The following is a 22,107-nucleotide window of genomic DNA, read 5'->3' on the forward strand; positions in this document are numbered from 1 at the left end:
AGGCTCCGGGTCAAAATTATTATCTTGTTAAATTGTTTTGCCGTTGTCTTTAAGCCAACAGCCAATTTTAATCAAATCCGGAATAAAAACCTAATAAATAAACCTGCATGCAGCTTTCGAAACTTGAGATTAAAGGATTTAAGAGCTTTGGAGATCGGATTGTAATCAACTTTGATGAGGGCATCACAGGAATTGTCGGTCCTAATGGCTGTGGTAAATCCAATGTAGTAGACGCGATCAGATGGGTACTTGGTGAGCAAAGAACAAGAAACCTCAGATCAGATAAAATGGAAAATGTCATTTTTAATGGCACAAAAAAAAGAAAAGCAGCAGGAATGGCTGAGGTCTCAATGACCTTTAACAACACAAAAAATTTATTACCAACAGAATACTCTCAGGTTACTATTACCAGACGTTATTATCGCTCTGGAGAAAGCGAATATCTTCTCAATGGTGTCACCTGTAGATTAAAAGATATTACCAGCCTTTTCCTTGATACAGGAATATCGTCAAACTCATACGCTATCATCGAGCTTAAAATGGTTGATGACATCCTGAATGATAAGGATAATGCCAGAAGAGATCTTTTTGAAGAAGCTGCTGGTGTATCAAAATTCAAAATCAGGAAAAAGGAAACTTTAAGAAAGCTTCAAGGAACTGATGATGATCTTAACAGAGTTGAAGATCTTTTATTTGAGATAGATAAAAACTTAAAATCTTTAGAGAGGCAAGCCAAACAGGCAGAAAAATACTATAACTATAAAAAGGAGTATAAAGAATTCTCAATTGAGCTGGCGGTTAAATCTGTATCAGAACAAAAAGCCAACATCAATAATATTGAAAAAAGGCTTGAGGAAGAAAATGACAAAAAAATTGCGATTTCAAAGCAGGTAAAAGAAAAGGAAGCGGAGATCGAAAAACTCAAAGCAGATATAATTGGAAAAGAAAAGCTTTTATCCGGCAGACAAAAGGCATTAAACAATTACGTAGGCAAGATCAGGCAGTACGAAAGTGAAAATAAGATCAAAAATGAACGAATGCGCTTTCTTACTGATAAAACAGATAAGCTAAGGGAGCAAATTGATCACGATAAGAAAAGTAATGAAAGAGCTGCTTTTAGTATTAAAAGTCTCAGCGAAGAAAAATCAGTCGTTGAAAAGAGTGTTGCTGAAGCAACTGCATATGTTGAGGAATTAAAAGCTGCCTATGAAGAACAAAAGTCTGAAACTGCTATAATTCAGGAAAAGGTCTCTGCCTTAAATAAAACCCTCAGAGAAAAGCAAAATAATGTTTACCAGATCAAGAAAGAATTAGAGATCAAAGAAATTCAGGTCAATTCTTTTCAACAGGAGCTGGAAAAAACTGCTGATGAAACCTCTGAAAAGACTGCCAATATTGAGCAGTTTGCGGAAAAGCTAAATGAACTTTCAGACTATCTCAACGAGAAAAAAGATAACCTGGCTCAAAAGCAGGCAAAGGAAGAACAATTACAACAAAGACTTGAGGCTGTAAAGAAGACTATTGAGGTCATCAAAGAGGAAATGCATCAGACCAACAGGAAGCTTGATGCCAAACAAAATGAATACAATTTAACCAAATCGTTAGTTGATAACCTTGAAGGCTTTCCTGAGGCAATAAAATTCCTTAAAAAACACAAAAACTGGAAAACAGATGCTCCCCTTCTATCTGATGTGCTCACCACAGATGAAAAATACAGGGTAACTATAGAGAATTTTCTCGAGCCTTATATGAATTACTACATAGTAAACAACTATGCAGAAGCATACAAGGCTATCAATTTATTGAGTGAGGCATCAAAAGGAAAAGCTCATTTCTTTATTCTCGACAGTTTTGAAAAGAAAAAGAATACAGAACATAAATTCTTCGATAAGGCTTTCCCTGCCACGGAGGTGATCGAATATGATGAGAAATACAGAAAACTGGTTTCTCATGTTCTGGACAATGTATATATAGTTGATGGAGATGAAAGCGACATCCCGGATGATCCTGATTGTATTTTCATCACTATCAGTGGCAAGATCACCCGCAGAGTTAACAGCATAACCGGGGGATCTGTAGGGCTTTTTGAAGGAAAAAGAATTGGTAGGGCAAAAAACCTGGAAAAGCTTCAGGAGCAGATCGAAAAGTTCTCCAAAAAAATTCACCAGGTAAACAAAAGTCTTGAAGAAAATCAGAAAGAACTGCATAAGTTGCTTGAGAGTTCCGAAAAAGAAGAAATAGAAGAACTCAAACAGCAGATTGCTCAGATCAATGAAGAATACGTTTCTTTAAAGACAAAGCATGAGCAGTTTACTGAAATGCTGAGCAGCAATGCCAACCGCAGGGAGGATATACAGGAAAAAATAACTGAATACAGAGAAGATCTCGAGACGCTAAGACCTAAAGTTTCGGAAGAGGAAGCTGTACTAAATGAAACAGAGGAACAAATTGCGATACTAAGTGATCAACTGGAAGAAAAAAACGAACTTCTTTCTCAAAAATCAGCTGCTTATAACGACGAAAACATAAAATTCCATCAGATTCAGAATAAACTGAATTCTATTGAACAAGAAATATCCTTTAAAGAGTCAGCTTATGAGAGCAGTAAAATAAGAATTGAAAAAAACCAGGAAGAGCTAAAGGAAACTGAGGATGAAGTGAAAGGCCTTCTTGATAGATCTGAGCATGCTGAAGATGAACTGATCGAAATGTATCAGGAAAAAGAACAGATCGAGGCAGGAGTTAATGAAGCGGAAAGAGAATATTACGCTGCTCGTGGCAACGTCGATGAATATGAAAAATCACTAAAAGAATTTCATCATAGAAAAGAAGATGTTGATACGCTTGTAATGGAATTAAAATCAAGCCTCAACGATGCAAAGCTTAATCTTACAGGTATAAAAGAGCGCCTTTCAGTAGAATTCGAAGTCGATCTGGATTCTTTATTAAGAAAAAGCGCAGAAGAGCTTCCTGATTCAGGAATGGATGAAGAAGAACTGAGAGCCAGGGTTCATAAGATCAAAGATAAGATGGATCGGATAGGTCCGATCAACCCAATGGCGATGGAAGCGTACCAGGAAATCAAAGAAAGACACGATTTCATTACTCAGCAACGAGATGACCTTATCGAAGCAAAAGAATCATTACTTGAAACGATCAGTGAGATAGATACTGTTGCCAGAGAAAGCTTCCTGGAGTCATTTGAAATGATCAAAGAAAACTTCCTGAAAGTATTCCGTTCTCTATTTACAGTGGAAGATGATTGTGACCTTAAATTAGTTGATCCGGATAATCCACTTGATTCAAAAATCGAGATTATGGCTAAACCAAAAGGTAAGCGACCGTTGACCATTAATCAACTTTCCGGAGGAGAAAAAACTCTGACTGCGACATCCTTATTATTTGCTATATACTTATTGAAACCAGCTCCGTTCTGTATTTTTGATGAGGTAGATGCACCCCTGGATGATGCAAACATTGATAAGTTCAATAATATAATAAAGACATTTAGCAAAGACTCACAGTTCATCATTGTAACTCACAATAAGAGAACAATGGCCTCAACAGACATCATTTATGGAATTACTATGATTGAACAAGGTGTTTCAAGAGTGGTCCCTGTAGATCTTCGGGAATTACAGAATGAATTAGGCATTTAGCGAAGGGGCTAATATACTTTTATCATTTAAATACTGTTCTTTCATTTCTTCCCATTGAGTAAGATTTGGATGACCTGATTCAAATTTATAAACAAGGTCAATGACAAATGACTCTTTAAGCCCCATTAGATTGGCTACATGCTTGCAAAACTCAATTTCGTTATCATCAACCCGACCATCTGCAAGTATGACAATCGTCAGATCATGTAAAAGATCCAGTTTCGAATTCATGCTGTTTGGAACATTAATTTTCAGATTATCAGCATTGTCTAAAAGTTCCTTCAGATATCTCTCCTTAAGATTCAGTCTTTTGGCAGCATTGATTATAAATGCTAATTCTTTATCATGTAAATGACCATCGGCATGAGCCAACGCTATCAAATTTGACATGTAATCTTTCTTGAATTTCAGGTGTTCAGTTTCGAAGAATCCAACCATAACAATAAATTTTATTGTAATAAGATAATTAATTCTTGAAATAAATCAAAGTAATAAAATCAGGCAATTTAGTCTTAGGATTCCCCTATATTATTCTTAATTTTGCATTGTGTGTAAAGCCAAAAATGTGACAGATGCCTGAGCAAGAAAGCAATCTAATTGAAATTCCAAAACAATTTTATTCTTATTCTGAAAGGGCTCCTTTTCAATTTTGTATAGAATGCAATAAGGAGTTATACCTTACTAACAATCAATACGTTATTGAAAAAGTTGTCAAACGATATCCTAAACTTGATGCAGAAGATGTAGTTTTTGAATATGCTATGTGTCTTTCATGTGCAGATATGTTTAGAAAGCAATTATCAAAAGACAGCAGAAAAAGCATTGATGAATATTTTCAGGATCACCTGATGAGCAAAAGTCATGATGAACTATTAGTTGATCCGGAAAACATTGATCAAAAGACTACTTCGTGCCTGATTAAAGGCACAAACGTAAAAGAAGTAGAAGAATACCAATTGTTTGCAGTGTGTAAAGGAAAGACCTTAATGCCAAACACTTCACCTTACATGCTTAGTGGTGAGGTTATGGATGAATTATCCAATTTAATGTCTAATCCGACAATCGATCTGCTCAATGGATTTAAGAACAAGCACTTCGGTCCACCTTCAGAGATAAAGGATCTATTAAAAGATCCTTCATTAATGATCGTATAAAAAATAAAAACTCATATAAGATAAAAGCCGGATAATTTCAGAGAAACTATCCGGCTTTATATTTTACAAAAGTTGAGTTCGTTAAACGAATTCTCAACTTTGTAATTCAATACCGTTTACAAATGTAAATTTTTATCAGGAATTATCCTTAACCAACGGATCATTATCCCTTAAAACTCTTCTAAGGATCTTTCCAACATTTGATTTAGGTAATTCATCCGTAAATTCAACATATTTTGGACGCTTATATCCTGTAAGGTTTTCTTTACAATAGGCATGCAATTCATCCTCTGTAAGGCTTTCATCCTTTTTCACCACGTAAACCTTAACTGCTTCAGTAGATTTCTCATCAGGCACTCCAATAGCTCCAACCTCCATAACTTTATCATGAGCAGCGATAGCATCTTCAACTTCATTTGGATATACATTGAAACCAGACACGTTGATCATTTCTTTCTTCCGATCTACGATCTTAAAGAAGCCGTCCGTATCCATCTCTGCTATATCACCGGTTTTTAACCAGCCATCAACCATTACATTTTCCGTTGCTTCTTCGTTCTGCCAGTATCCTTTCATTATCTGAGGGCCATAAGCGCACAGCTCACCACGATCTCCTTGAGGGACTTCGTTTCCTTCGTCATCAACGATCTTAATTAGTGTACTTGGAAGTGGTAGTCCAATGGTTCCAATCTTATCTGTTCCATCAAGTGGATTACAATTCAATACAGGAGAAGATTCTGTCAAACCATATCCTTCGATCAATGTGGAATTTGTTTCTTTCTGCCATCTTTCTGCAACTGAACGTTGAACAGCCATCCCCCCTCCAACAGAAAATTTCAGATTTGAAAAATCAATCTTTTTAAAATCATCATGATTTAACATACCGTTGAACAAAGTATTAACCCCAGTCATTACCGTAAAATCATATTTTGTCAACTCCTTGCAATAAGCCTTCATATCACGTGGATTGGTAATCAAAAGATTTGATGCGCCAATTTTAAACATCAAAATGCAGTTTACAGTAAGAGCGAAAATATGATAAAGAGGCAGAGCTGTAACCATTAACTCCTCTCCTTCCACCAGCTTTGGTTTCATCCAGCCATGGGTCTGTTCAGCATTAGCAATGATGTTTCTGTGAGTAAGCATTGCTCCCTTGGATACACCTGTTGTACCACCGGTGTATTGAAGAAAAGCAAGGTCATTTCCAGAAACCGGGACTCTGTCATAACCCTCAGAATCAGCCTTTAAAGTAGTATTAAATTTAATAGCTCCTGGCAGTTTGTAATCCGGAACCATTTTTTTAACATACTTCACAACTAGATTTACGATATTACCTTTTAAGAAACCAAGCATATCACCCAGCTCGGTAATTATAACATTCTTAATATTCGTCTTATCAATAATTTTTTCAAGATTACTGGCGAAATTTGCGATCATAATGACCGTCCCGACACCGGAATCTTTAAATTGATGTTCCATCTCTCTCGCGGTATATAGCGGGTTCGTATTAACTACGATCGCACCTGCCCGAAGTACACCAAACATAGCTACCGGATATTGAAGACAATTAGGCATTTGAATAGCAACTCTGTCTCCTTTTTTAATATTCAGTTCATTTTGTAAATACGATGCAAAACGCTTTGAAAGTTCATCAAGCTCTCCAAAGGTCATTGATTTACCCATATTAATATAGGCAACTCGATCTTTATAAGTTTTAACAGATTCTTCGAAAAGATCGACAAGCGAGCTGTATTTATCCGGATCGATAGTATGAGGCACACCTTTAGGGTAGTTCTTCAACCATATGCTTTCAGTCATGTTTATTTCAGGTTTCGTTAGTTGTTAATCTCAATGAAATTAATTAATAAAAACAGTTTTCCGAATAGCAAATAAAATAAATTTGAAGGCAAAAAAAAGTATGCATGAAGAATATTTTTTTTTTAGGCATAAAAAAAAGGCCGCGTCCTCGGTGGAGCAGCCCTTCTCAATAAACAACATTAACCCAAAATACGAGTATGTAAAGATTAAATCTTTCCACCCTCTTACTTGACATGTAATTAAATTCGAATTTCTGGTAAATGCAAAAATATTATTGCGAAATAATACAATTATGCCAAAAAATATTTATGCAAACGGTTGAAATGAATAATATTCGCTTATATAAAAAAGAAAAAGGCCACCCCCCTAAAAGTAGCCCTTCTCAATAAACAACATTAACCCAAAATATTGCAAGAAGTACTTGTCTTTGTGTAAGTATTTCCTTCATTGCAACTATGCAAAATTAACATCTCAGATATATTTTTAAAAATTTATCAATAATATTTGAAAGATATTAAAAGATTTTTAATTTTGAGGGAGTTATTTACCCAAATACTAATCCAAAAGCTAGAAAATGAGTAAGAATTACGAAATTGACAATATTGATTTAAAGATTCTCAGCCTGCTTACAGAAGACGCTAAAATACCCTATACCGAAATCGCAAAAAAGGTATATGTATCGGGCGGTACAGTGCACGTGAGAATGAGAAAGCTGGAAGAGATGGGTATTGTCAAAGGATCTACCCTGAGCATAGACTACTCAAAACTCGGGTACGATATCACAGCCTTCCTGGGTATTTTTTTAGAAAAATCATCTCTTTATGAAGAAGTCGCTTCAAGATTAAAAGATATTCCTGAAATCGCTTCGATCCACTACACCACTGGTAACTACAGTATTTTTGTAAAGCTATATTGTAAAGACACTAACCACCTAAGGGAAGTTCTTCACGATAAAATTCAAAAAGTTGATGGAATTGAAAGAACAGAAACTTTAATATCCCTTGAAGAGAGTTTAAACCGACCTGTTCAAATCTTATCCAGATAATTATTTATAAATATTCTAAATAATGGTATCTTTACGCCGGAAAATCTCGTAATAGCTATAAAATACTACTGCGTTTAAACAAATATGCGGTTTATATGTTGTAGTTTTGCTATTAAGAATTAATTTAAATAAGAGAGTTCATGGCGAAAGATACCGAAATTCTTAATGAATTTACTAATTCCGAATATAAATACGGATGGGAAACGAAAATAGAAGCGGACACTGCTCCTAAAGGCCTCAATGAGGACACCATTCGATTTATTTCTGCTAAAAAGGACGAACCGGAATGGTTACTTGAATGGCGATTGAAAGCTTATCGTCACTGGGTAACTATGAAAGAACCTAAATGGCCGAATGTGGAATATCCTGAGATCGATTATCAGGATATCATCTATTATTCAGCGCCAAAGCAGAAAAAGACCCCAAAAAGTCTTGATGAAGTAGATCCAGAATTACGAGAGACTTTTAAAAAGCTGGGAATCTCCCTTGAAGAACAAAAAAGATTAACAGGTGTAGCTGTTGATGCTGTTATGGACAGTGTTTCGGTTGCTACTACGTTTAAAGATAAGTTAGGGGAACTTGGCATTATTTTCTGCTCGTTCTCAGAAGCTGTAAAAGAACATCCTGAATTAGTAAAAAAATATCTCGGTTCTGTAGTTCCGCAAAATGACAACTATTTTGCTGCGCTTAACAGTGCTGTTTTCTCTGATGGGTCATTCTGTTATATCCCTAAGGGAGTAAGATGCCCAATGGAATTAAGTACTTATTTCAGAATCAACGCGGCAAATACCGGTCAGTTCGAAAGAACACTTATTGTAGCTGAAGAAGGTTCTTACGTATCATACCTGGAAGGTTGTACAGCTCCTATGAGAGATGAAAACCAGCTTCACGCTGCAGTCGTTGAGATCTATGCTGAAAAAGAAGCTGAAGTAAAATACTCTACTGTTCAAAACTGGTATCCTGGTGATAAGAATGGCAAAGGCGGTATTTACAACTTCGTAACTAAAAGAGGTATTTGTGCCGGCGATCATTCAAAGATCAGCTGGACGCAGGTTGAAACAGGATCTGCAGTAACCTGGAAATATCCTAGCTGTATCCTTAAAGGTGACTACTCCCAGGGTGAATTCTACTCTGTGGCTGTAACCAATAACATGCAGCAGGCTGACACTGGTACTAAAATGATCCACCTTGGTAAAAACACCAAGTCAAGAATCGTTTCGAAAGGTGTATCTGCCGGAAAAAGCCAAAACTCATATCGTGGATTGGTTAAAATCAACAAAAGAGCAGAAAACGCCAGAAACTTCTCTCAATGTGATTCTTTATTAATGGGTGACAAATGCGGTGCGCATACCTTCCCATACATTGAAAATAAAAATGCTTCGGCAATGGTAGAACACGAGGCGACAACCTCAAAAATTGGTGAAGACCAGATATTCTACTGCCAGCAAAGAGGTATCGATGAAGAAAGTGCTGTTGCCCTGATCGTTAATGGTTATTGCAAAGAAGTACTTAACCAGTTACCAATGGAATTTGCTGTCGAGGCACAAAAATTACTAGCTCTAACTTTAGAAGGCAGCGTAGGTTAATCAATTAAACAACTTAAGAATACAATACATACAAAAATGTTAAAGATAGAAGATCTTAAAGCTTCAATTGAAGGTAAGGAAATACTAAAAGGAATAAACCTGGAAGTAAAAGCAGGTGAAGTGCATGCTATTATGGGACCAAATGGTTCGGGTAAAAGTACTTTAGCCAGTGTTCTTGCAGGTCGTGATGAGTATGAAGTAACAAGTGGCTCAGTTTCTTATAATGGTGAAGATCTGTTAGATATGGATCCTGAAGAAAGAGCTCGTGAAGGTGTTTTTCTTGCATTTCAGTATCCGGTAGAAATTCCGGGAGTAAGTACAACGAACTTCCTTAAAACATCAATAAATCAAATCAGAGAACACAGAGGACAGGATCCTCTTGATGCTGTTTCTTTCCTTTCAAGGGTTAAAGAAAAAATGAAATTGGTTGAAATGGACCAATCTCTATTAAGCAGAGCACTTAACGAAGGGTTTTCTGGTGGTGAAAAGAAAAGAAATGAAGTATTTCAAATGGCAATGCTCGAGCCTAAGTTGAAGATTCTCGATGAAACTGACTCAGGTCTTGACATTGATGCACTCAGAATCGTTGCTAACGGAGTTAATAAGCTTAGAAATGAGGATAACGCGACAATCGTTGTTACTCACTACCAGAGGCTTCTCGAGTACATCGTTCCTGATTACGTTCACGTTCTTTACAACGGTCGAATTGTGAAATCAGGTACTAAAGATCTTGCTCTTGAGCTTGAAGAAAAAGGTTACGACTGGATCAAAGCTGAAGCTGCGGTTTAATTTCCATTAACTGAAAAAAGAAATACTTCCATGCCAGAACTTTATAACAAAGAAGGGCTGAAGGCTCGATTTGATAATTGGGAAAAACAACTTAATGGTGAAAAATCAAGTGATTTCCACTCTTTCAGAAAGGAAAGCTTTGATTCATACCTTAAAGTTGGTACACCTTCAAGAAAAAACGAAGAATACAAATATACCGGACTTGATAAGGTAATCGAGAAAAACTTTACCGAGGACGACTGGAACCGTTCTGTTGAAATTTCAGATCAGGCGGTGAAAGATCGAATTATCCAGGATCTTGATGCCTACAGCATTTTCTTCATTAACGGTATTTTAAATAAAGAATTAAGCCATTGGGATGAGCTTTCAAAAGAAATCAACCTGATGACTGTTAAAGAAGCATTCGAAGCAAATGAAAAAGATTGCATCGAAAACTTCGGAAAACATGCAACTCCTGAATCAGATCCATTTACTGCGATCAATGATTCACTTACCAATGAAGGTATTTACATTAACATCAAAAAGGGACAGATCCTTTCCAAACCGGTAATGATCTATTACCTGAATTACACTGAGGAAGGTGGTGTAATCACTCACCCACACAACTTGTTTGTATTTGGCGAAAATTCTCAGGGTGAGGTCATTGAAAAGTTTGACACCATCGGTGAAAACCACAGCTTGTCAAACATTGTTTCTGAGATCGTTGTAAACAGAAGTGCGGTTGTAAAATACTATAAGATCCAAAGTGAACACAATGGGAATGTTCATGTAGGAAATACTCAGGTTTGGCAAGACGAACGCAGTAATTTCACCTCTACTACCCTTTCCTTTGGTGGTATGATGGTTCGAAATAACCTTAACATCACGCTTGACGCCAGTCACTGTGAGGCTAACATGTACGGTCTTTCTCTTTTGAAAGACAATCACCATGTAGATCACCATACAACAGTGGATCATAGAAAACCACATGCTGATAGTAATGAACTTTACAAAGGTGTTTTTGATGATAAGTCTACAGGAGTATTTAACGGAAAAATATTCGTAAGACAGGATGCGCAAAAAACGAATGCCTTCCAGTCTAACCGTAACGTACTTCTTTCAGAAGATGCTACCATAAACACTAAGCCACAGCTTGAAATCTGGGCTGACGATGTAAAATGTTCTCATGGTGCGACTACGGGACAGATTGATCCGGAGCAACTTTTCTATTTGAGATCACGTGGTATGGACAAGCAATCTGCCAGGGCTTTACTGCTTTATGCATTTGCAATGGACATCGTAGAGCATATCGGAAACGAGCAGGTTAGAAACTATCTTGAAAACCTGATCTCAGAACGTTTACACAAAAACTTTTAATAATGTCTGTAGACACGGCTTCTAAATCGATCGATATCAAATATATACGTGATCAATTTCCTGTATTGGATCAGCTGGTCAACAATAAGCCTTTGGCCTATTTTGACAACGCAGCTACTACTCAAAAACCAAAGCAGGTTACTGATTCTATAGAGCATTATTACTCTCGTGATAACGCTAATATCCATCGAGGGATCCATACACTTGCTGAGCGGGCTACCACAGCATTTGAATCTACCCGTGAAGTTGTTCAAAAGTTTATAAATGCTCCTGAAAAGGAAGAAATCATCTTTACTAAAGGTACAACTGACAGCATTAATCTGTTGGCCTCTTCTTACGGACGTAAATTTCTTTCTGAAGGTGATGAAGTGATCATTAGTGCGATGGAACACCATAGCAATATTGTTCCATGGCAACTGATTTGTGAGGAAAAAGGAGCTAAACTTCGAATTATCCCGGTAAATGATAAGGGTGAAATGGATTTCGAAGCATATAAATCGATGCTTTCTGACAAAGTAAAGATTGTGTCGGTCGTTTATGCCTCAAATTCTTTAGGAACTATCAATCCGGTAAAACAGATCATCGAAGAAGCACACAAATTCAATGCAGTAGTAATGATCGATGGAGCCCAGGCTGCCTCTCACCTGCCATTGGATGTTCAGGAGCTCAATTGTGACTTCCTGGCTTTTTCCGGACATAAAATGTACGGTCCGACCGGAGTGGGTATTTTATATGGAAAAAGAGAACTTTTAGAATCGATGCCTCCTTATCAGGGTGGCGGGGAGATGATCAGCGAGGTGACTTTTGAAAAAAGCAGCTGGAACGACATTCCTTATAAATTTGAAGCCGGAACTCCTAACATTGCTGATGTAGTCGCTTTAAAAGAGGCTATATCATTCATAGATAGGGTCGGCAAGGAAAACATCATGCGCCATGAAATGGAGCTGCACGACTATGCCATGGAAAAGCTGTCAAAGTTTGAAAACATCAAATTTTATGGCACTGCAGCTGAAAAAGTAGGGGTTATATCATTTTTATTTGACAACATTCACCCATTTGATATCGGACAAATGCTCGATTCTGCCGGTGTTGCGGTACGTACCGGACACCATTGTACTCAACCTTTAATGGATCTTTTTAACATTGAGGGAACAGTAAGGGCCTCTTTTGCCGTATATAATACTAAAGAAGAAGTGGATGCAATGATCGCCAGTCTTGAAAAGGTGGTGAAAATTTTTGGATAATCAATGACTATACAAGAAGCACAAGAAAAAATAATAGAAGAATTTAGTTTGTTGGACGGAGACATGGAAATGTCGAACGTATACCTGATGGAATTAGGTCAAAAACTTCCTGATTATCCCGAAGACAAACGCGATGAAGAACATATAGTAAAAGGCTGTCAGTCAAAAGTTTGGTTAAATGCTAAACTTGATGACGGAAAAGTCGTTTATGAAGCAGACAGTAACACAGCCATTACCAAAGGGCTGGTAAGCTTGTTGATCAGAGTATTCTCAGATCAGACACCTGAGGACATATTGAATGCTGATTTATACTTTGCAGAAAAGATCGGCATGAACAGGTTTATCGGAACACAACGCTCGAATGGTTTTGGAGCAATGATCAAGCAGATGAAGCTTGATGCGATGGTACTTCAGAAAGTTTCAAATTAGAGAATTATGGACGCTGAACAGAAAGAATTAAAAGACAAAGTAGTTGCAGCAATCAAAACTGTATTTGATCCGGAAATTCCGGTTGATGTTTACGAATTGGGATTGATCTATGAGATCAACTTCTTTCCGGTAAACAACGTACACGTATTGATGACGCTGACTTCTCCCTCCTGCCCTGCAGCGGAAGAAATTCCGGGAAATGTAGAAAAGGCAGTAAAAGAAGTAGAAGGTATCAATGATGTTCAGGTTGAACTGACCTTCGATCCGCCATTTACTCAGGATATGATGAGTGAAGCGGCAAAATTAGAATTAGGATTTTTATAAAAACAGAAATATACTGATATGTATCCAGCAGAATTAGTAGCACCGATGCGTGCTGAATTAACAGATATAGGATTCAAAGAATTAAAAACAGCAGAAGATGTTGAGCAGCATTTTGCTGACAATAAAGGAACTACCTTGGTTGTGATCAACTCTGTATGCGGATGTGCTGCAGGAGCTGCAAGACCAGGTGTTAGAATGGCTGTTGAAGATGCTGATGTTAAGCCTGATCACTTAACAACAGTTTTTGCAGGTGTTGATGGCGAAGCTGTAAACAAAGTAAGAGAAATGACACTTCCTTACCCTCCTTCATCTCCAAGTATTGCCTTGTTCAAAGACGGAGATTTGGTTCACTTTGTAGAAAGACACCAGATTGAAGGTGCACCGGCAGAATTAATTGCCAGACACCTTGAAGGCGTTTTTGAAGAATACTGCTAAAAAGACTTTAGATTGTTGATATAAAGCTGTTTCGGATTCGAAACAGCTTTTTTTAATTCTAATCTCCATAAAAAAACTAATAACCCGAATTCCCCCCTCTGGCGCAAGGTTCCACTTGTGCCGTTATCGTTAAGCGAAACTATAGATTTTAATATATTTCCTGCTCATGCCGGCAATTAAATTAAATCATTTTTTCATTTCTGGATAGTGAAGACGTAATGCAGGGCTAAACGGTGAGGTTGGATAGTTTTAAAGAAACTAATGATGATCGGTCCAAAAGGCTTCTTGAATTAGTGCTGACCTATTTGATACTATAACAAGATTAAACTTGCGCTCTTTGGGGATTAAATCGTCAATATATCAATCCTTTAATCTTTACATCCTATAAATCTTAGTTCAGACAATAATAGCACAATCACATGCTTACGCTAGAGGGGAAACTATTATGATCCACCATTATTAATTTGTGCATATAAATTGAATAAACTAATTTTAAAAATCAACCAAAATTTTATTTTATCAGACGGATTTAAATTGCAAGTACCAGCTCTGATCAACCATTACTAGTAATATGATGAGGACATTTCTATTTCTTTTTATTCTACTTACTTTCTCCAGCTTTTCTCAAACTAAAAAACAAAAAGTTCAATTAATAGACGCAGAAACAAATACTCCAATTGCGGATGCACTTATTCAGTTTACAAACGGAAATAAACCAATAATCAGTGATGAATCCGGAAATATTACTTTTCTTATGGCCTCTTATGATTTTATTTTTATTTCGCACGTCCAATATGGTACCAATACATTTAGTTTTGAATCAAAAGCACCCGCTCAAATTAAACTCAATAAGAAACCTGTAAACCTTGGAAGCTTTGATTTTAATCTAATTGATGAAAAAATGGATAGTCTTGATTTTCAATCCATATGGAATGAAATTTCTGAATTCGAAAATCCTGCAATTTATAAAGATGATATTACGCAATTTTATTATGATATCAACAATGGGTTAAAAAGGAAAAACTACCTGGGTAAATTAAATGATGATTTTAGTTATTTGATTTCATTTACCGTTAGCCAGGATGGAAATATTGAAAACCTTCTGATTAATGGAAAGAATAATCCTAAGAATGATGATGAAAGATATTTAATAGAATTGCTTTCATCCTTGAGTTATTGGTCTCCTGCGACACAAAACGACAAAAAATACAGTCGGAATTTTTCCTTTAAAATAGAAAATAAAATCCGTAAACAAGAAGAGGATATAATCAAACCATATCCTCAGGGAGGAATAAATGATTTTTATAAATATGTAAGTGAAAACATAGTATATCCTCCAGCAGCTAGAAGAATGGGTATCACTGGAAAAGTATACGTGAACTTCCAAATTGATACCAATGGTAGATCTGTCAATCATAAAGTTGTCAGAGGTATAGGTGCCGGTTGTGATGAAGAAGCTATTAGAGTGTTAAGAAAATCTCCTTATTGGATTCCCGGGATAAAAGAAGGTAAACCTGTCAAAGTAGACATCACAATTCCTTTAGTCTTTAGTTTGAATTAAAGATCAGAATGAGAACATTAGGTATATTACAGGAAACACCCTTCGATTCATAACTACCTAATATTAAACTTCTATAAACTCACAATTTATCATCTATTGCATTAAATGAATCTGTTACCTCTACTTTTACGGGGTATCCGTCAACTTCTTTGGGTAGTTTGTTTTTTATCTCTTCATTCGAGACAAAAACTGTAATGCATTGTCTGCCTCCTTTGTTTCCTTCAGCAACTCCTTCTACCCCCTCATACTCATCCATCCATTTTGTTGCTTTGTTGATCGCTGTCTTTATATCTTCCATAATTATTTAGTTTTAAAAAAGGCCAAAACATCAGAATGTCCTGGCCTTTATAATTTACATAATAAGTGATTATTTTTCAGTAAGCCTTACTTTTAATAAAGACTGAACATATAGAATATTATTTACGATAGTCCGTGTGCTGGACCCTGCAAATAATAATCCTACCGCATTTTCATCTCTGTCAAGGATGAGACTTCCTGAATCACCCGGTGCACTCATGCGGGTAGTTACGATCTGCTTGCAGAATTTCGCAACACGACCACTACCATAGTTTACGTTAACTGTTGCATTGATGTTGGTTATCTTACCGGTTGTAAATCCTGTTGTACGCCCTGTTTTTTGAACAATCTCTCCTATTTTTGGTGCATCATACAACTTTTTAACTGTTCCTTGCCAGTAAATCTCCCGGTCCAAATCCTGGAAATTTCCTTCACCAATGGCTGCATCTACATAATTACACGGTTTTTTATCCCCATTGATCCATTTAATTGGAACATACCTGGTTAATCGGGCAATAACATCTCTTGGATAGGTGCCTCCGTCTATTCGACCAGGCTGCAGGATCGGATCTCCGATGCGGCAATCATTTGAATTGGCAATTACGTGATTGTTGCTTAATATATAATACTTACTGGGAATACCCGGAAAGGGAGTAAGATCATAGCAACATGTACCAATGGTACCTGCAGTGACCTTATAATGACCACAACTATAGCCTCCTTCTGCAGGCCGAACCCTTCGTTTAAGAGTTGATCCAGCTCCTGCTTGAACAATATAATCAGGCATTGGTTCATGATCTACTTGTACTTCAGTGTCTACATCAACTTCAACACCTGTTTCAGGATCTAAAAAGCCGGCAAAGATATCACCTATTTCCACCACATCAGTTTTCACCCCGTTGTATTCCTTTTCAATCTTTTGTTCGGATGATAAAAGATTCTCGGGAAGTTTTTGGTTTACAAACAAGGTCATAACATCTTCATTTTTCTCTACACCATTTTTGATCTTATGACCGATCGCAACGCCAACAACGTTTTCTTTTTCCAGAAGTTCAGGCTCCATTTTCGACTGAACTTCAAACATTTTGTCTAAAGACTCTCCATTTGATTTAGCCATGATAAATATTGTTTAACATAGTTTTACCTGGCGCCTGCCAAATTCCAAATATTACTATTGATTAATGAAAGAAATAAAAAGAGGTGAGTGAGTCAGGCCTTAATAAATTGATAAAATTTGAATCAGATAAATAGATTACTACAAATCACATGCATATTCAACTGCCTTCTAAACAGACAGTACGGATAGCTTCATATTAGTTGATAATTCTTTGAGGCGTAAAACAATAATAGGTAGTGAAATGGGTAAAGTCAATACCCAAGATTGGGTATTTCATAAGTGAAAGCGTTGATAAAGTCGCTTAATTAATGATAATCCTATTGAACACTTATTAATCAACGTAAACCAATCTTAGTAACAGATTTTCATGTTTTATTTCGCCATGCTTGGTTGTAACAAATAAATAATACCCGGCCAGATCATCATTTGTATTAAGACCTATTTTTATTTGATCCTCGTTTTCAACTTCCAGTTTATATCTGAGAGATCGGATTATATGGGGTTGTTCTCCTCCAAATAATTTGAATGATTCAATTTTCCCCAGCATCATTCGGAACATAAAATAAGATTTATCAAATACCTGACCGCTATTATTAATCCCTTGATAAATCTTAGGAGTGATATACTTTTTGTCTAATAAATAACGCGCACCTTCATCTGAAGAAAAAGAACTAAAAATATCCTTTGCAATATGAGATCCATAAAACCGGGTACTTTCGTCTATGTTTTCTAAAGGAATTTTTACAGGTCCATTATTCAAACGGCCTGTAGTTAAAATGAATAGTAACCCGACCACAGTTAATAATGTGTTTCCTTTTCTGATTTTAGTGGACACGATCATAAAAATAATTCCTTAGAATCCTGATTAATTCAAGGCAAGAAAAGTGAAATAATATTTAAACCGAAGTAATTTCCTTAATCGGAAATAATTAAACGTCGAGTCAAATAAATAAACTGATTGGTCAACTTTAAAATTAAATAATTTGTATATCCTTATTTATTCTTTATAAAGAAGCTTTTTTATAGAATGTTGAGTCAGTATTAAACAATACTAAACAAAAAGTTAATATTAAATATTGACCTTTCATTTAAGATTTGTTTTTAAAATACAATCAGAATAAATTTAACTAACAGAAAACCTATGATCAAAAACCAACGCAGAGATCCGGGAACCGGGGATAAAGTTCAATACCGTTCGGGTAGAACAATCAATAAAGACGGTAGTTTTAATGTTAAGCGCATTGGAAGAACATATATCCTTGTCAGCACTTTCGAATGGCTAATTAATATCCGGTGGTCTTTGTTCTTTTTGGTCCTTATCCTGGGCTATACATTTATCAACCTCGTATTTGCCCTGATCTATTTAAATATTGGAGTTGAGCATATTGGAGGCATTGAATCACTCTCCACCAATAATCCATTACTTATCTCCTATTTTTTCAGTTTTCAGACTTTTACCACTGTTGGATATGGAGCTTTACATCCAATCGGCCTGACAACCAATATCATAGCCAGCTTTGAGGCTTTTTTAGGATTTATGATGTTTGCTATCGCTACTGGTCTGTTATATAGTCGTTTTTCCAGACCAAAGGCTAAAATAATCTTTAGCAAACAGGCCTTGATGGTTGAAAAAGAAGATAAAAAGATGCTTCAGTTTCGAATTGGGAATCTAAAAAGTAACACCCTAATGGAAGCTGAGATAGAAGTGATCATGCAGAAAAAAGAAATAGGTCCCGGAGGACCTGTATATAATTTTTATAATCTCAAACTGGAACGTAAATACATCTTGTTTTTTCCTTTGAACTGGACAGTAGTACATGAGATCACCGAAAAAAGCCCTTTATATGGCTTTAATGAAGACACAAAAGATGATTTTGAGTTTGAGCTACTGATTCATTTCAAGGCTTTTGATGATACGTATAGTGAACATGTTCACCAAAGATATTCGTACATATCTGATGAAATTGCCTTTGGTTGTAAATTTGTTCCGGCCTATTATTCAGATCGGCACGGACACACAGTCTTTGATCTGAATAAGATCAGTAAATATGAAAAAATAAATTAAAAGGAAAACCTGTCTTTGAAGTCAAGCAATTCATCTTTTAAAGATCTGCTATTTTCATAATCAATCTGTGATCTGAGAGCAGAATCCTGGGCAACTCTTAATTCCCTTAATTTAAGGTGTTGGTTAATGAATAAATATTCCAATTCCGGATAAATTTCCTTTACAACATCAACAAGATCAAGCACAGACAGGTTTCTGTCAACAACGTTATATATCCCTTTTTTAATATCCTTAAAGGCTATTTCCTTAAAAACTTTGGTCAACAGATCGATATGAATAAAAGCCCGGCCCTGCTTACCATTACCATGAATAGTTATTCTTCCGTTGCAATTAGCCTCAAACATGAATCGGTTAATCACCGCATCAAATCTCATTGATTTGTTATATCCATACACATTACCACAGCGAAGGATGTAAGTATCCATTTTATTGACCAGCCTTTGCACGTGCTCCTCTCCTCTCATTTTAGAGATACCATAAAAAGTACGTGGGTTTGGTTCTGTTCCTTCAGTCACTTCTTCTTTGGATGAACCATAAACAGAAGTACTTCCTGAATAAATGAGTTTTTTCACATCGCTCTCCTCCAGTGCATAAACAAGCTCGGCTGTACCCCAGTGATTGACCTGCTCAAAGAAATGTGGGTCCGAATTTGCAAACGGAGTCGTTACTTTTGCAGCCAAATGGTAAACCACATCCACTCCTTCCAGTGCATTTTTAAGTGAGCGTGAATCAAGGAGATCACCCTGTATAAATGTAAGTTTATTCTTATTTGGGTAAGTATGGCCGAGGAAAAAATTATAATTCTGTTTTGAAAGGTTATCATAAACGATCACCTCATCTACATCATTTTGTTCTAGCAAGGTTGAAGTAAGCGCAGTACCGATATAACCTGCTCCTCCTGTAATTAATATTCGCATGTGTTTGTGGTAATAGATTTTACTTTTTTACTAAATCAGTGTGCAGGCCACACTCAACTTTTTTCATTCCAAACCATCGGGATTCTCTTTCGTGCATTTCCGGGTCTGGTTTGCGAGTACATGGTTCACAACCTATACTACTATATCCTTTGGCATCTAGAGGATGTCTCGGAAGATTATGTTCTTTTATGTAAGCAAAAATATCCCGCATCGTCCAGTCTAACATCGGATGAAATCTAATTGCACCATTTGGAGCCGGTTGCTCCACAGTCATTGCCTTTCTGACAGCAGACTGATCACCTCGAACACCATTTATCCAGACATCGTATTCCATTAAAAGAGGCTCCATAGGCTGAACCTTATTTAAATAACAACAATGGTCGGGGTCACTAGTAAAAAGAAGCCTCCCATTGGCATCTTTCTGCATCATTTTAGGTGTTGTTGACTTTATATCCTGAACATTAAGCCCAAATTCTTCAGCAACCTGGTCTCTAAAAGTAAGGGTTTCAGGAAAATGATAACCAGTATTGATAAAATAGACCGGTATGGTATTATCAATTCGGCTGATCATGTGTAGCATTACCAGACTATGAGTCTGAAAACTGGAAGAGGTAAATACCTTTTTCCCCTGGTGCTTATATAATTCGATCTTGGATGTAAATTCTTCGAAAGTCAAAATTTCCTCCCATTGTTTGTAAGTGCACAAATATACGATTTCAATAACAATTCAATAATTCGAGCATGGTTTTATTAATAACCGTAGTAATATTTTACGGATAAGAACACTAAACCACATTCTTTTTGAAATCAATAAATTAAAACCAATCAGCTTTTAGCTTTTCTACGGCGATCATTCCACTTAGTGCGACACCGGGAATTCCCTGCCCCGGATAAGTAGAGTCTCCACATTGATAAGCTTTATCTCCATCCATCCTGGCATCAATCATCTGCCATGGTTTTATTGAATGATATTGAGGATATCCACCGACAAAACCAAAAGCACGATTCGTCCATTTCTCCCAGCTAAACTGGGTAGAACTATGAAGGTAATCAACGGAATCTCTTTTTATAAGGTTTCTCTCATCCAACTCTTTTAGCACCCTTTTAGCTACAGCCTCCTTATCGAATCGTGTATTTCCAGGATTCCGAATATGCATACTGATATTTGCAACACTATGATCCTCAGGAGCTCTGGACTTATCTTCGGGGTGATTTACTGAAAGAAAAAATGACTCAGCATCAAGTTCAGGAATCTTTCCATCAAGCAAGATCTGATGGTGAATAGCCCTAAAATCTAACTTTCCTTTAAAACCAATCCCTATTTGAAATGCACTATATAACTTTTCAGAAGGTAATATTTTTGAATTATTGGATTTCCTGATCTCAAAATCACACAACTGCACCGTATTATTTACAGGAACGCCCGAAATAAGGTATTTAGATCGAAAAACTCCATTTTTTGAAATTATTTCATAACCATTTTTTGTCTTTACAATATTTTCCACAGGATTTCTTAACATCAGCTCAACTCCGTTTTCTTCCAGGTAATCAATTATTGGCTGAATCAACCCCATCAATCCACCATCTGCATAGTAGTTTGTATAGTTAGTATAACATAAAGCCGCAGCACCAAATGGTTTATTTACCTCTTCGGCAAAATTTTGGGCTGAAATGAGAAGTTGCTCATTGATAAATTGTTTGAAATGCGTTAGATCATTCAGCTGATAATTATCAATTTCATTCTGAACATTTTTAAATACAGCTGGAACAAGTTTTAACTGACCGGGTTGAAAGTTTTTTATCAGGCTAAGCAGATCTTTCGTTTTCGATGGTGGAAACTGAATTTGCTGTCCGCTAACTTTCCATACATCTTTACTCACTTTATACATCTCTTCCCAGAATTTTCTGAGATCTTCATTGCTACCCCAGTAATTTTTCGCTTCTGCCATCCATTTATTTATATCATTATACCTGGTAAGCACCTTCTTATCAGGCATATGTACTTGCATGGGAGGATCAAGTTTTCTCAACTTAAAATCAATACCGGTTTTTTCAGAAAATATTTTCATTGGCATGCCATCATCAAATCCCACAATCGTAGTCGCACCACTATCAAAAGTATATCCTTTTCTCCAATATGAACTTGTACAGCCCCCAGGCAGGTAATTTTGTTCAAAAATACTTACTTTTACCCCTTCAGTAGCCAATAAAGCTGCAGAGACTAATGATGATAACCCGCTTCCCACGATGGCAACGTCAGTATTTTTCATATTTTGTTTAATATTTTAATGTTAATTATTAAACAAAATTT

The 22,107-nt window shown here is 36.4% G+C and carries 20 protein-coding genes; 12 read left to right on the top strand and 8 right to left on the bottom strand.

All coding sequences use genetic code 11. The features are described from left to right. Window positions 1-107 precede the first annotated feature (107 nt). The gene (smc, locus tag OO013_RS10485) at window positions 108-3,659 is read left to right on the top strand and encodes a chromosome segregation protein SMC (protein ID WP_266056759.1); all 3,552 of its coding nucleotides are present in this window, start codon (window positions 108-110) and stop codon (window positions 3,657-3,659) included. On the opposite strand, the gene OO013_RS10490 is transcribed toward smc, so the two are convergent. After that, entirely contained in the window at window positions 3,648-4,097 is a 450-nt protein-coding gene (locus tag OO013_RS10490; RefSeq protein ID WP_266056760.1) for a hypothetical protein, read from the bottom strand. The genes smc and OO013_RS10490 overlap by 12 nt on opposite strands. Before the next feature lie 134 nt (window positions 4,098-4,231). Here OO013_RS10490 and OO013_RS10495 point away from each other — a divergent pair, with 134 nt between their 5' ends. Beyond that, a complete protein-coding gene (locus OO013_RS10495) occupies window positions 4,232-4,813 on the top strand; it encodes a hypothetical protein (RefSeq protein ID WP_266056761.1) in 582 nt (193 codons plus the stop codon). A gap of 135 nt (window positions 4,814-4,948) precedes the next feature. Here the strand turns inward: OO013_RS10495 and fadD are convergent, their stop codons facing one another. Continuing rightward, on the bottom strand, window positions 4,949-6,631 hold the full coding sequence (fadD, locus tag OO013_RS10500) for a long-chain-fatty-acid--CoA ligase FadD (protein WP_266056762.1): 1,683 nt from the start codon (window positions 6,629-6,631) through the stop codon (window positions 4,949-4,951). 574 nt (window positions 6,632-7,205) lie between these two features. Here fadD and OO013_RS10505 point away from each other — a divergent pair. The 9 genes from OO013_RS10505 to OO013_RS10545 all read left to right on the top strand — a co-directional run bounded on the left by OO013_RS10505 (window position 7,206) and on the right by OO013_RS10545 (window position 15,400). Further along, on the top strand, window positions 7,206-7,676 hold the full coding sequence (locus OO013_RS10505; RefSeq protein ID WP_137090634.1) for an Lrp/AsnC ligand binding domain-containing protein: 471 nt from the start codon (window positions 7,206-7,208) through the stop codon (window positions 7,674-7,676). A gap of 140 nt (window positions 7,677-7,816) precedes the next feature. Further along, a complete protein-coding gene (sufB, locus tag OO013_RS10510; RefSeq protein WP_266056763.1) occupies window positions 7,817-9,262 on the top strand; it encodes a Fe-S cluster assembly protein SufB in 1,446 nt (481 codons plus the stop codon). Window positions 9,263-9,298: 36 nt separating this feature from the next. Beyond that, window positions 9,299-10,051, top strand: coding sequence for a Fe-S cluster assembly ATPase SufC (gene sufC, locus OO013_RS10515; protein ID WP_266056764.1), 753 nt, complete (start codon window positions 9,299-9,301; stop codon window positions 10,049-10,051). A gap of 30 nt (window positions 10,052-10,081) precedes the next feature. Then, window positions 10,082-11,407, top strand: coding sequence for a Fe-S cluster assembly protein SufD (gene sufD, locus OO013_RS10520; RefSeq protein ID WP_266056765.1), 1,326 nt, complete (start codon window positions 10,082-10,084; stop codon window positions 11,405-11,407). A 2-nt stretch (window positions 11,408-11,409) separates the two neighbouring features. Further along, window positions 11,410-12,651: an aminotransferase class V-fold PLP-dependent enzyme gene (locus OO013_RS10525; RefSeq protein ID WP_305067216.1), complete on the top strand. Its 1,242-nt coding sequence runs from the start codon at window positions 11,410-11,412 to the stop codon at window positions 12,649-12,651. Window positions 12,652-12,654: 3 nt separating this feature from the next. After that, the gene (locus OO013_RS10530) at window positions 12,655-13,080 is read left to right on the top strand and encodes a SufE family protein (protein ID WP_266056766.1); all 426 of its coding nucleotides are present in this window, start codon (window positions 12,655-12,657) and stop codon (window positions 13,078-13,080) included. 6 nt (window positions 13,081-13,086) lie between these two features. Next, on the top strand, window positions 13,087-13,404 hold the full coding sequence (locus tag OO013_RS10535; RefSeq protein ID WP_266056767.1) for an SUF system Fe-S cluster assembly protein: 318 nt from the start codon (window positions 13,087-13,089) through the stop codon (window positions 13,402-13,404). A gap of 18 nt (window positions 13,405-13,422) precedes the next feature. After that, on the top strand, window positions 13,423-13,839 hold the full coding sequence (locus OO013_RS10540; protein WP_266056768.1) for a BrxA/BrxB family bacilliredoxin: 417 nt from the start codon (window positions 13,423-13,425) through the stop codon (window positions 13,837-13,839). A gap of 571 nt (window positions 13,840-14,410) precedes the next feature. Beyond that, entirely contained in the window at window positions 14,411-15,400 is a 990-nt protein-coding gene (locus tag OO013_RS10545) for an energy transducer TonB (protein WP_266056769.1), read from the top strand. Window positions 15,401-15,479: 79 nt separating this feature from the next. On the opposite strand, the gene OO013_RS10550 is transcribed toward OO013_RS10545, so the two are convergent. From OO013_RS10550 to OO013_RS10560, 3 genes are all read right to left on the bottom strand, one after another. Then, window positions 15,480-15,698, bottom strand: coding sequence for a hypothetical protein (locus OO013_RS10550; RefSeq protein WP_266056770.1), 219 nt, complete (start codon window positions 15,696-15,698; stop codon window positions 15,480-15,482). A gap of 69 nt (window positions 15,699-15,767) precedes the next feature. After that, window positions 15,768-16,814, bottom strand: coding sequence for a hypothetical protein (locus tag OO013_RS10555; protein ID WP_266056771.1), 1,047 nt, complete (start codon window positions 16,812-16,814; stop codon window positions 15,768-15,770). Window positions 16,815-17,145: 331 nt separating this feature from the next. Then, a complete protein-coding gene (locus OO013_RS10560) occupies window positions 17,146-17,649 on the bottom strand; it encodes a hypothetical protein (RefSeq protein ID WP_266056772.1) in 504 nt (167 codons plus the stop codon). Window positions 17,650-17,955: 306 nt separating this feature from the next. Between OO013_RS10560 and OO013_RS10565 the strand changes: the two genes are divergently transcribed. Then, complete coding sequence (locus OO013_RS10565; protein ID WP_266056773.1) at window positions 17,956-18,879, top strand: ion channel; 924 nt, start codon at window positions 17,956-17,958, stop codon at window positions 18,877-18,879. Here OO013_RS10565 and OO013_RS10570 read toward each other — a convergent pair. The 3 genes from OO013_RS10570 to OO013_RS10580 all read right to left on the bottom strand — a co-directional run bounded on the left by OO013_RS10570 (window position 18,876) and on the right by OO013_RS10580 (window position 22,066). Continuing rightward, window positions 18,876-19,796, bottom strand: coding sequence for an NAD-dependent epimerase/dehydratase family protein (locus OO013_RS10570; RefSeq protein ID WP_266056774.1), 921 nt, complete (start codon window positions 19,794-19,796; stop codon window positions 18,876-18,878). The genes OO013_RS10565 and OO013_RS10570 overlap by 4 nt on opposite strands. A gap of 19 nt (window positions 19,797-19,815) precedes the next feature. Continuing rightward, complete coding sequence (locus OO013_RS10575) at window positions 19,816-20,472, bottom strand: phosphoadenylyl-sulfate reductase (RefSeq protein ID WP_266056775.1); 657 nt, start codon at window positions 20,470-20,472, stop codon at window positions 19,816-19,818. Window positions 20,473-20,611: 139 nt separating this feature from the next. Then, window positions 20,612-22,066 carry a phytoene desaturase family protein gene (locus OO013_RS10580; RefSeq protein WP_266056776.1) on the bottom strand — a complete coding sequence of 485 codons (1,455 nt, stop codon included), beginning with the start codon at window positions 22,064-22,066 and terminating at the stop codon, window positions 20,612-20,614. Between the last annotated feature and the right edge of the window lie 41 nt (window positions 22,067-22,107).

Source organism: Mangrovivirga halotolerans (assembly GCF_026241165.1).
Lineage (GTDB): Bacteria > Bacteroidota > Bacteroidia > Cytophagales > Cyclobacteriaceae > Mangrovivirga > Mangrovivirga halotolerans.

Excerpts from the sequence above, each read along its gene's own strand:
- sufD (WP_266056765.1), top strand. The coding sequence starts at position 10,082 with ATGCCAGAACTTTATAACAAAGAAGGGCTGAAGGCTCGATTTGATAAT.
- smc (WP_266056759.1), top strand. The coding sequence starts at position 108 with ATGCAGCTTTCGAAACTTGAGATTAAAGGATTTAAGAGCTTTGGAGAT.
- OO013_RS10540 (WP_266056768.1), top strand. The coding sequence starts at position 13,423 with ATGTATCCAGCAGAATTAGTAGCACCGATGCGTGCTGAATTAACAGAT.
- OO013_RS10530 (WP_266056766.1), top strand. The coding sequence starts at position 12,655 with ATGACTATACAAGAAGCACAAGAAAAAATAATAGAAGAATTTAGTTTG.
- sufB (WP_266056763.1), top strand. The coding sequence starts at position 7,817 with ATGGCGAAAGATACCGAAATTCTTAATGAATTTACTAATTCCGAATAT.
- sufC (WP_266056764.1), top strand. The coding sequence starts at position 9,299 with ATGTTAAAGATAGAAGATCTTAAAGCTTCAATTGAAGGTAAGGAAATA.
- OO013_RS10490 (WP_266056760.1), bottom strand. The coding sequence starts at position 4,097 with ATGGTTGGATTCTTCGAAACTGAACACCTGAAATTCAAGAAAGATTAC.
- OO013_RS10525 (WP_305067216.1), top strand. The coding sequence starts at position 11,410 with ATGTCTGTAGACACGGCTTCTAAATCGATCGATATCAAATATATACGT.
- OO013_RS10570 (WP_266056774.1), bottom strand. The coding sequence starts at position 19,796 with ATGCGAATATTAATTACAGGAGGAGCAGGTTATATCGGTACTGCGCTT.
- OO013_RS10580 (WP_266056776.1), bottom strand. The coding sequence starts at position 22,066 with ATGAAAAATACTGACGTTGCCATCGTGGGAAGCGGGTTATCATCATTA.
- OO013_RS10505 (WP_137090634.1), top strand. The coding sequence starts at position 7,206 with ATGAGTAAGAATTACGAAATTGACAATATTGATTTAAAGATTCTCAGC.
- OO013_RS10495 (WP_266056761.1), top strand. The coding sequence starts at position 4,232 with ATGCCTGAGCAAGAAAGCAATCTAATTGAAATTCCAAAACAATTTTAT.
- OO013_RS10565 (WP_266056773.1), top strand. The coding sequence starts at position 17,956 with ATGATCAAAAACCAACGCAGAGATCCGGGAACCGGGGATAAAGTTCAA.
- OO013_RS10555 (WP_266056771.1), bottom strand. The coding sequence starts at position 16,814 with ATGGCTAAATCAAATGGAGAGTCTTTAGACAAAATGTTTGAAGTTCAG.
- fadD (WP_266056762.1), bottom strand. The coding sequence starts at position 6,631 with ATGACTGAAAGCATATGGTTGAAGAACTACCCTAAAGGTGTGCCTCAT.
- OO013_RS10535 (WP_266056767.1), top strand. The coding sequence starts at position 13,087 with ATGGACGCTGAACAGAAAGAATTAAAAGACAAAGTAGTTGCAGCAATC.
- OO013_RS10550 (WP_266056770.1), bottom strand. The coding sequence starts at position 15,698 with ATGGAAGATATAAAGACAGCGATCAACAAAGCAACAAAATGGATGGAT.
- OO013_RS10545 (WP_266056769.1), top strand. The coding sequence starts at position 14,411 with ATGATGAGGACATTTCTATTTCTTTTTATTCTACTTACTTTCTCCAGC.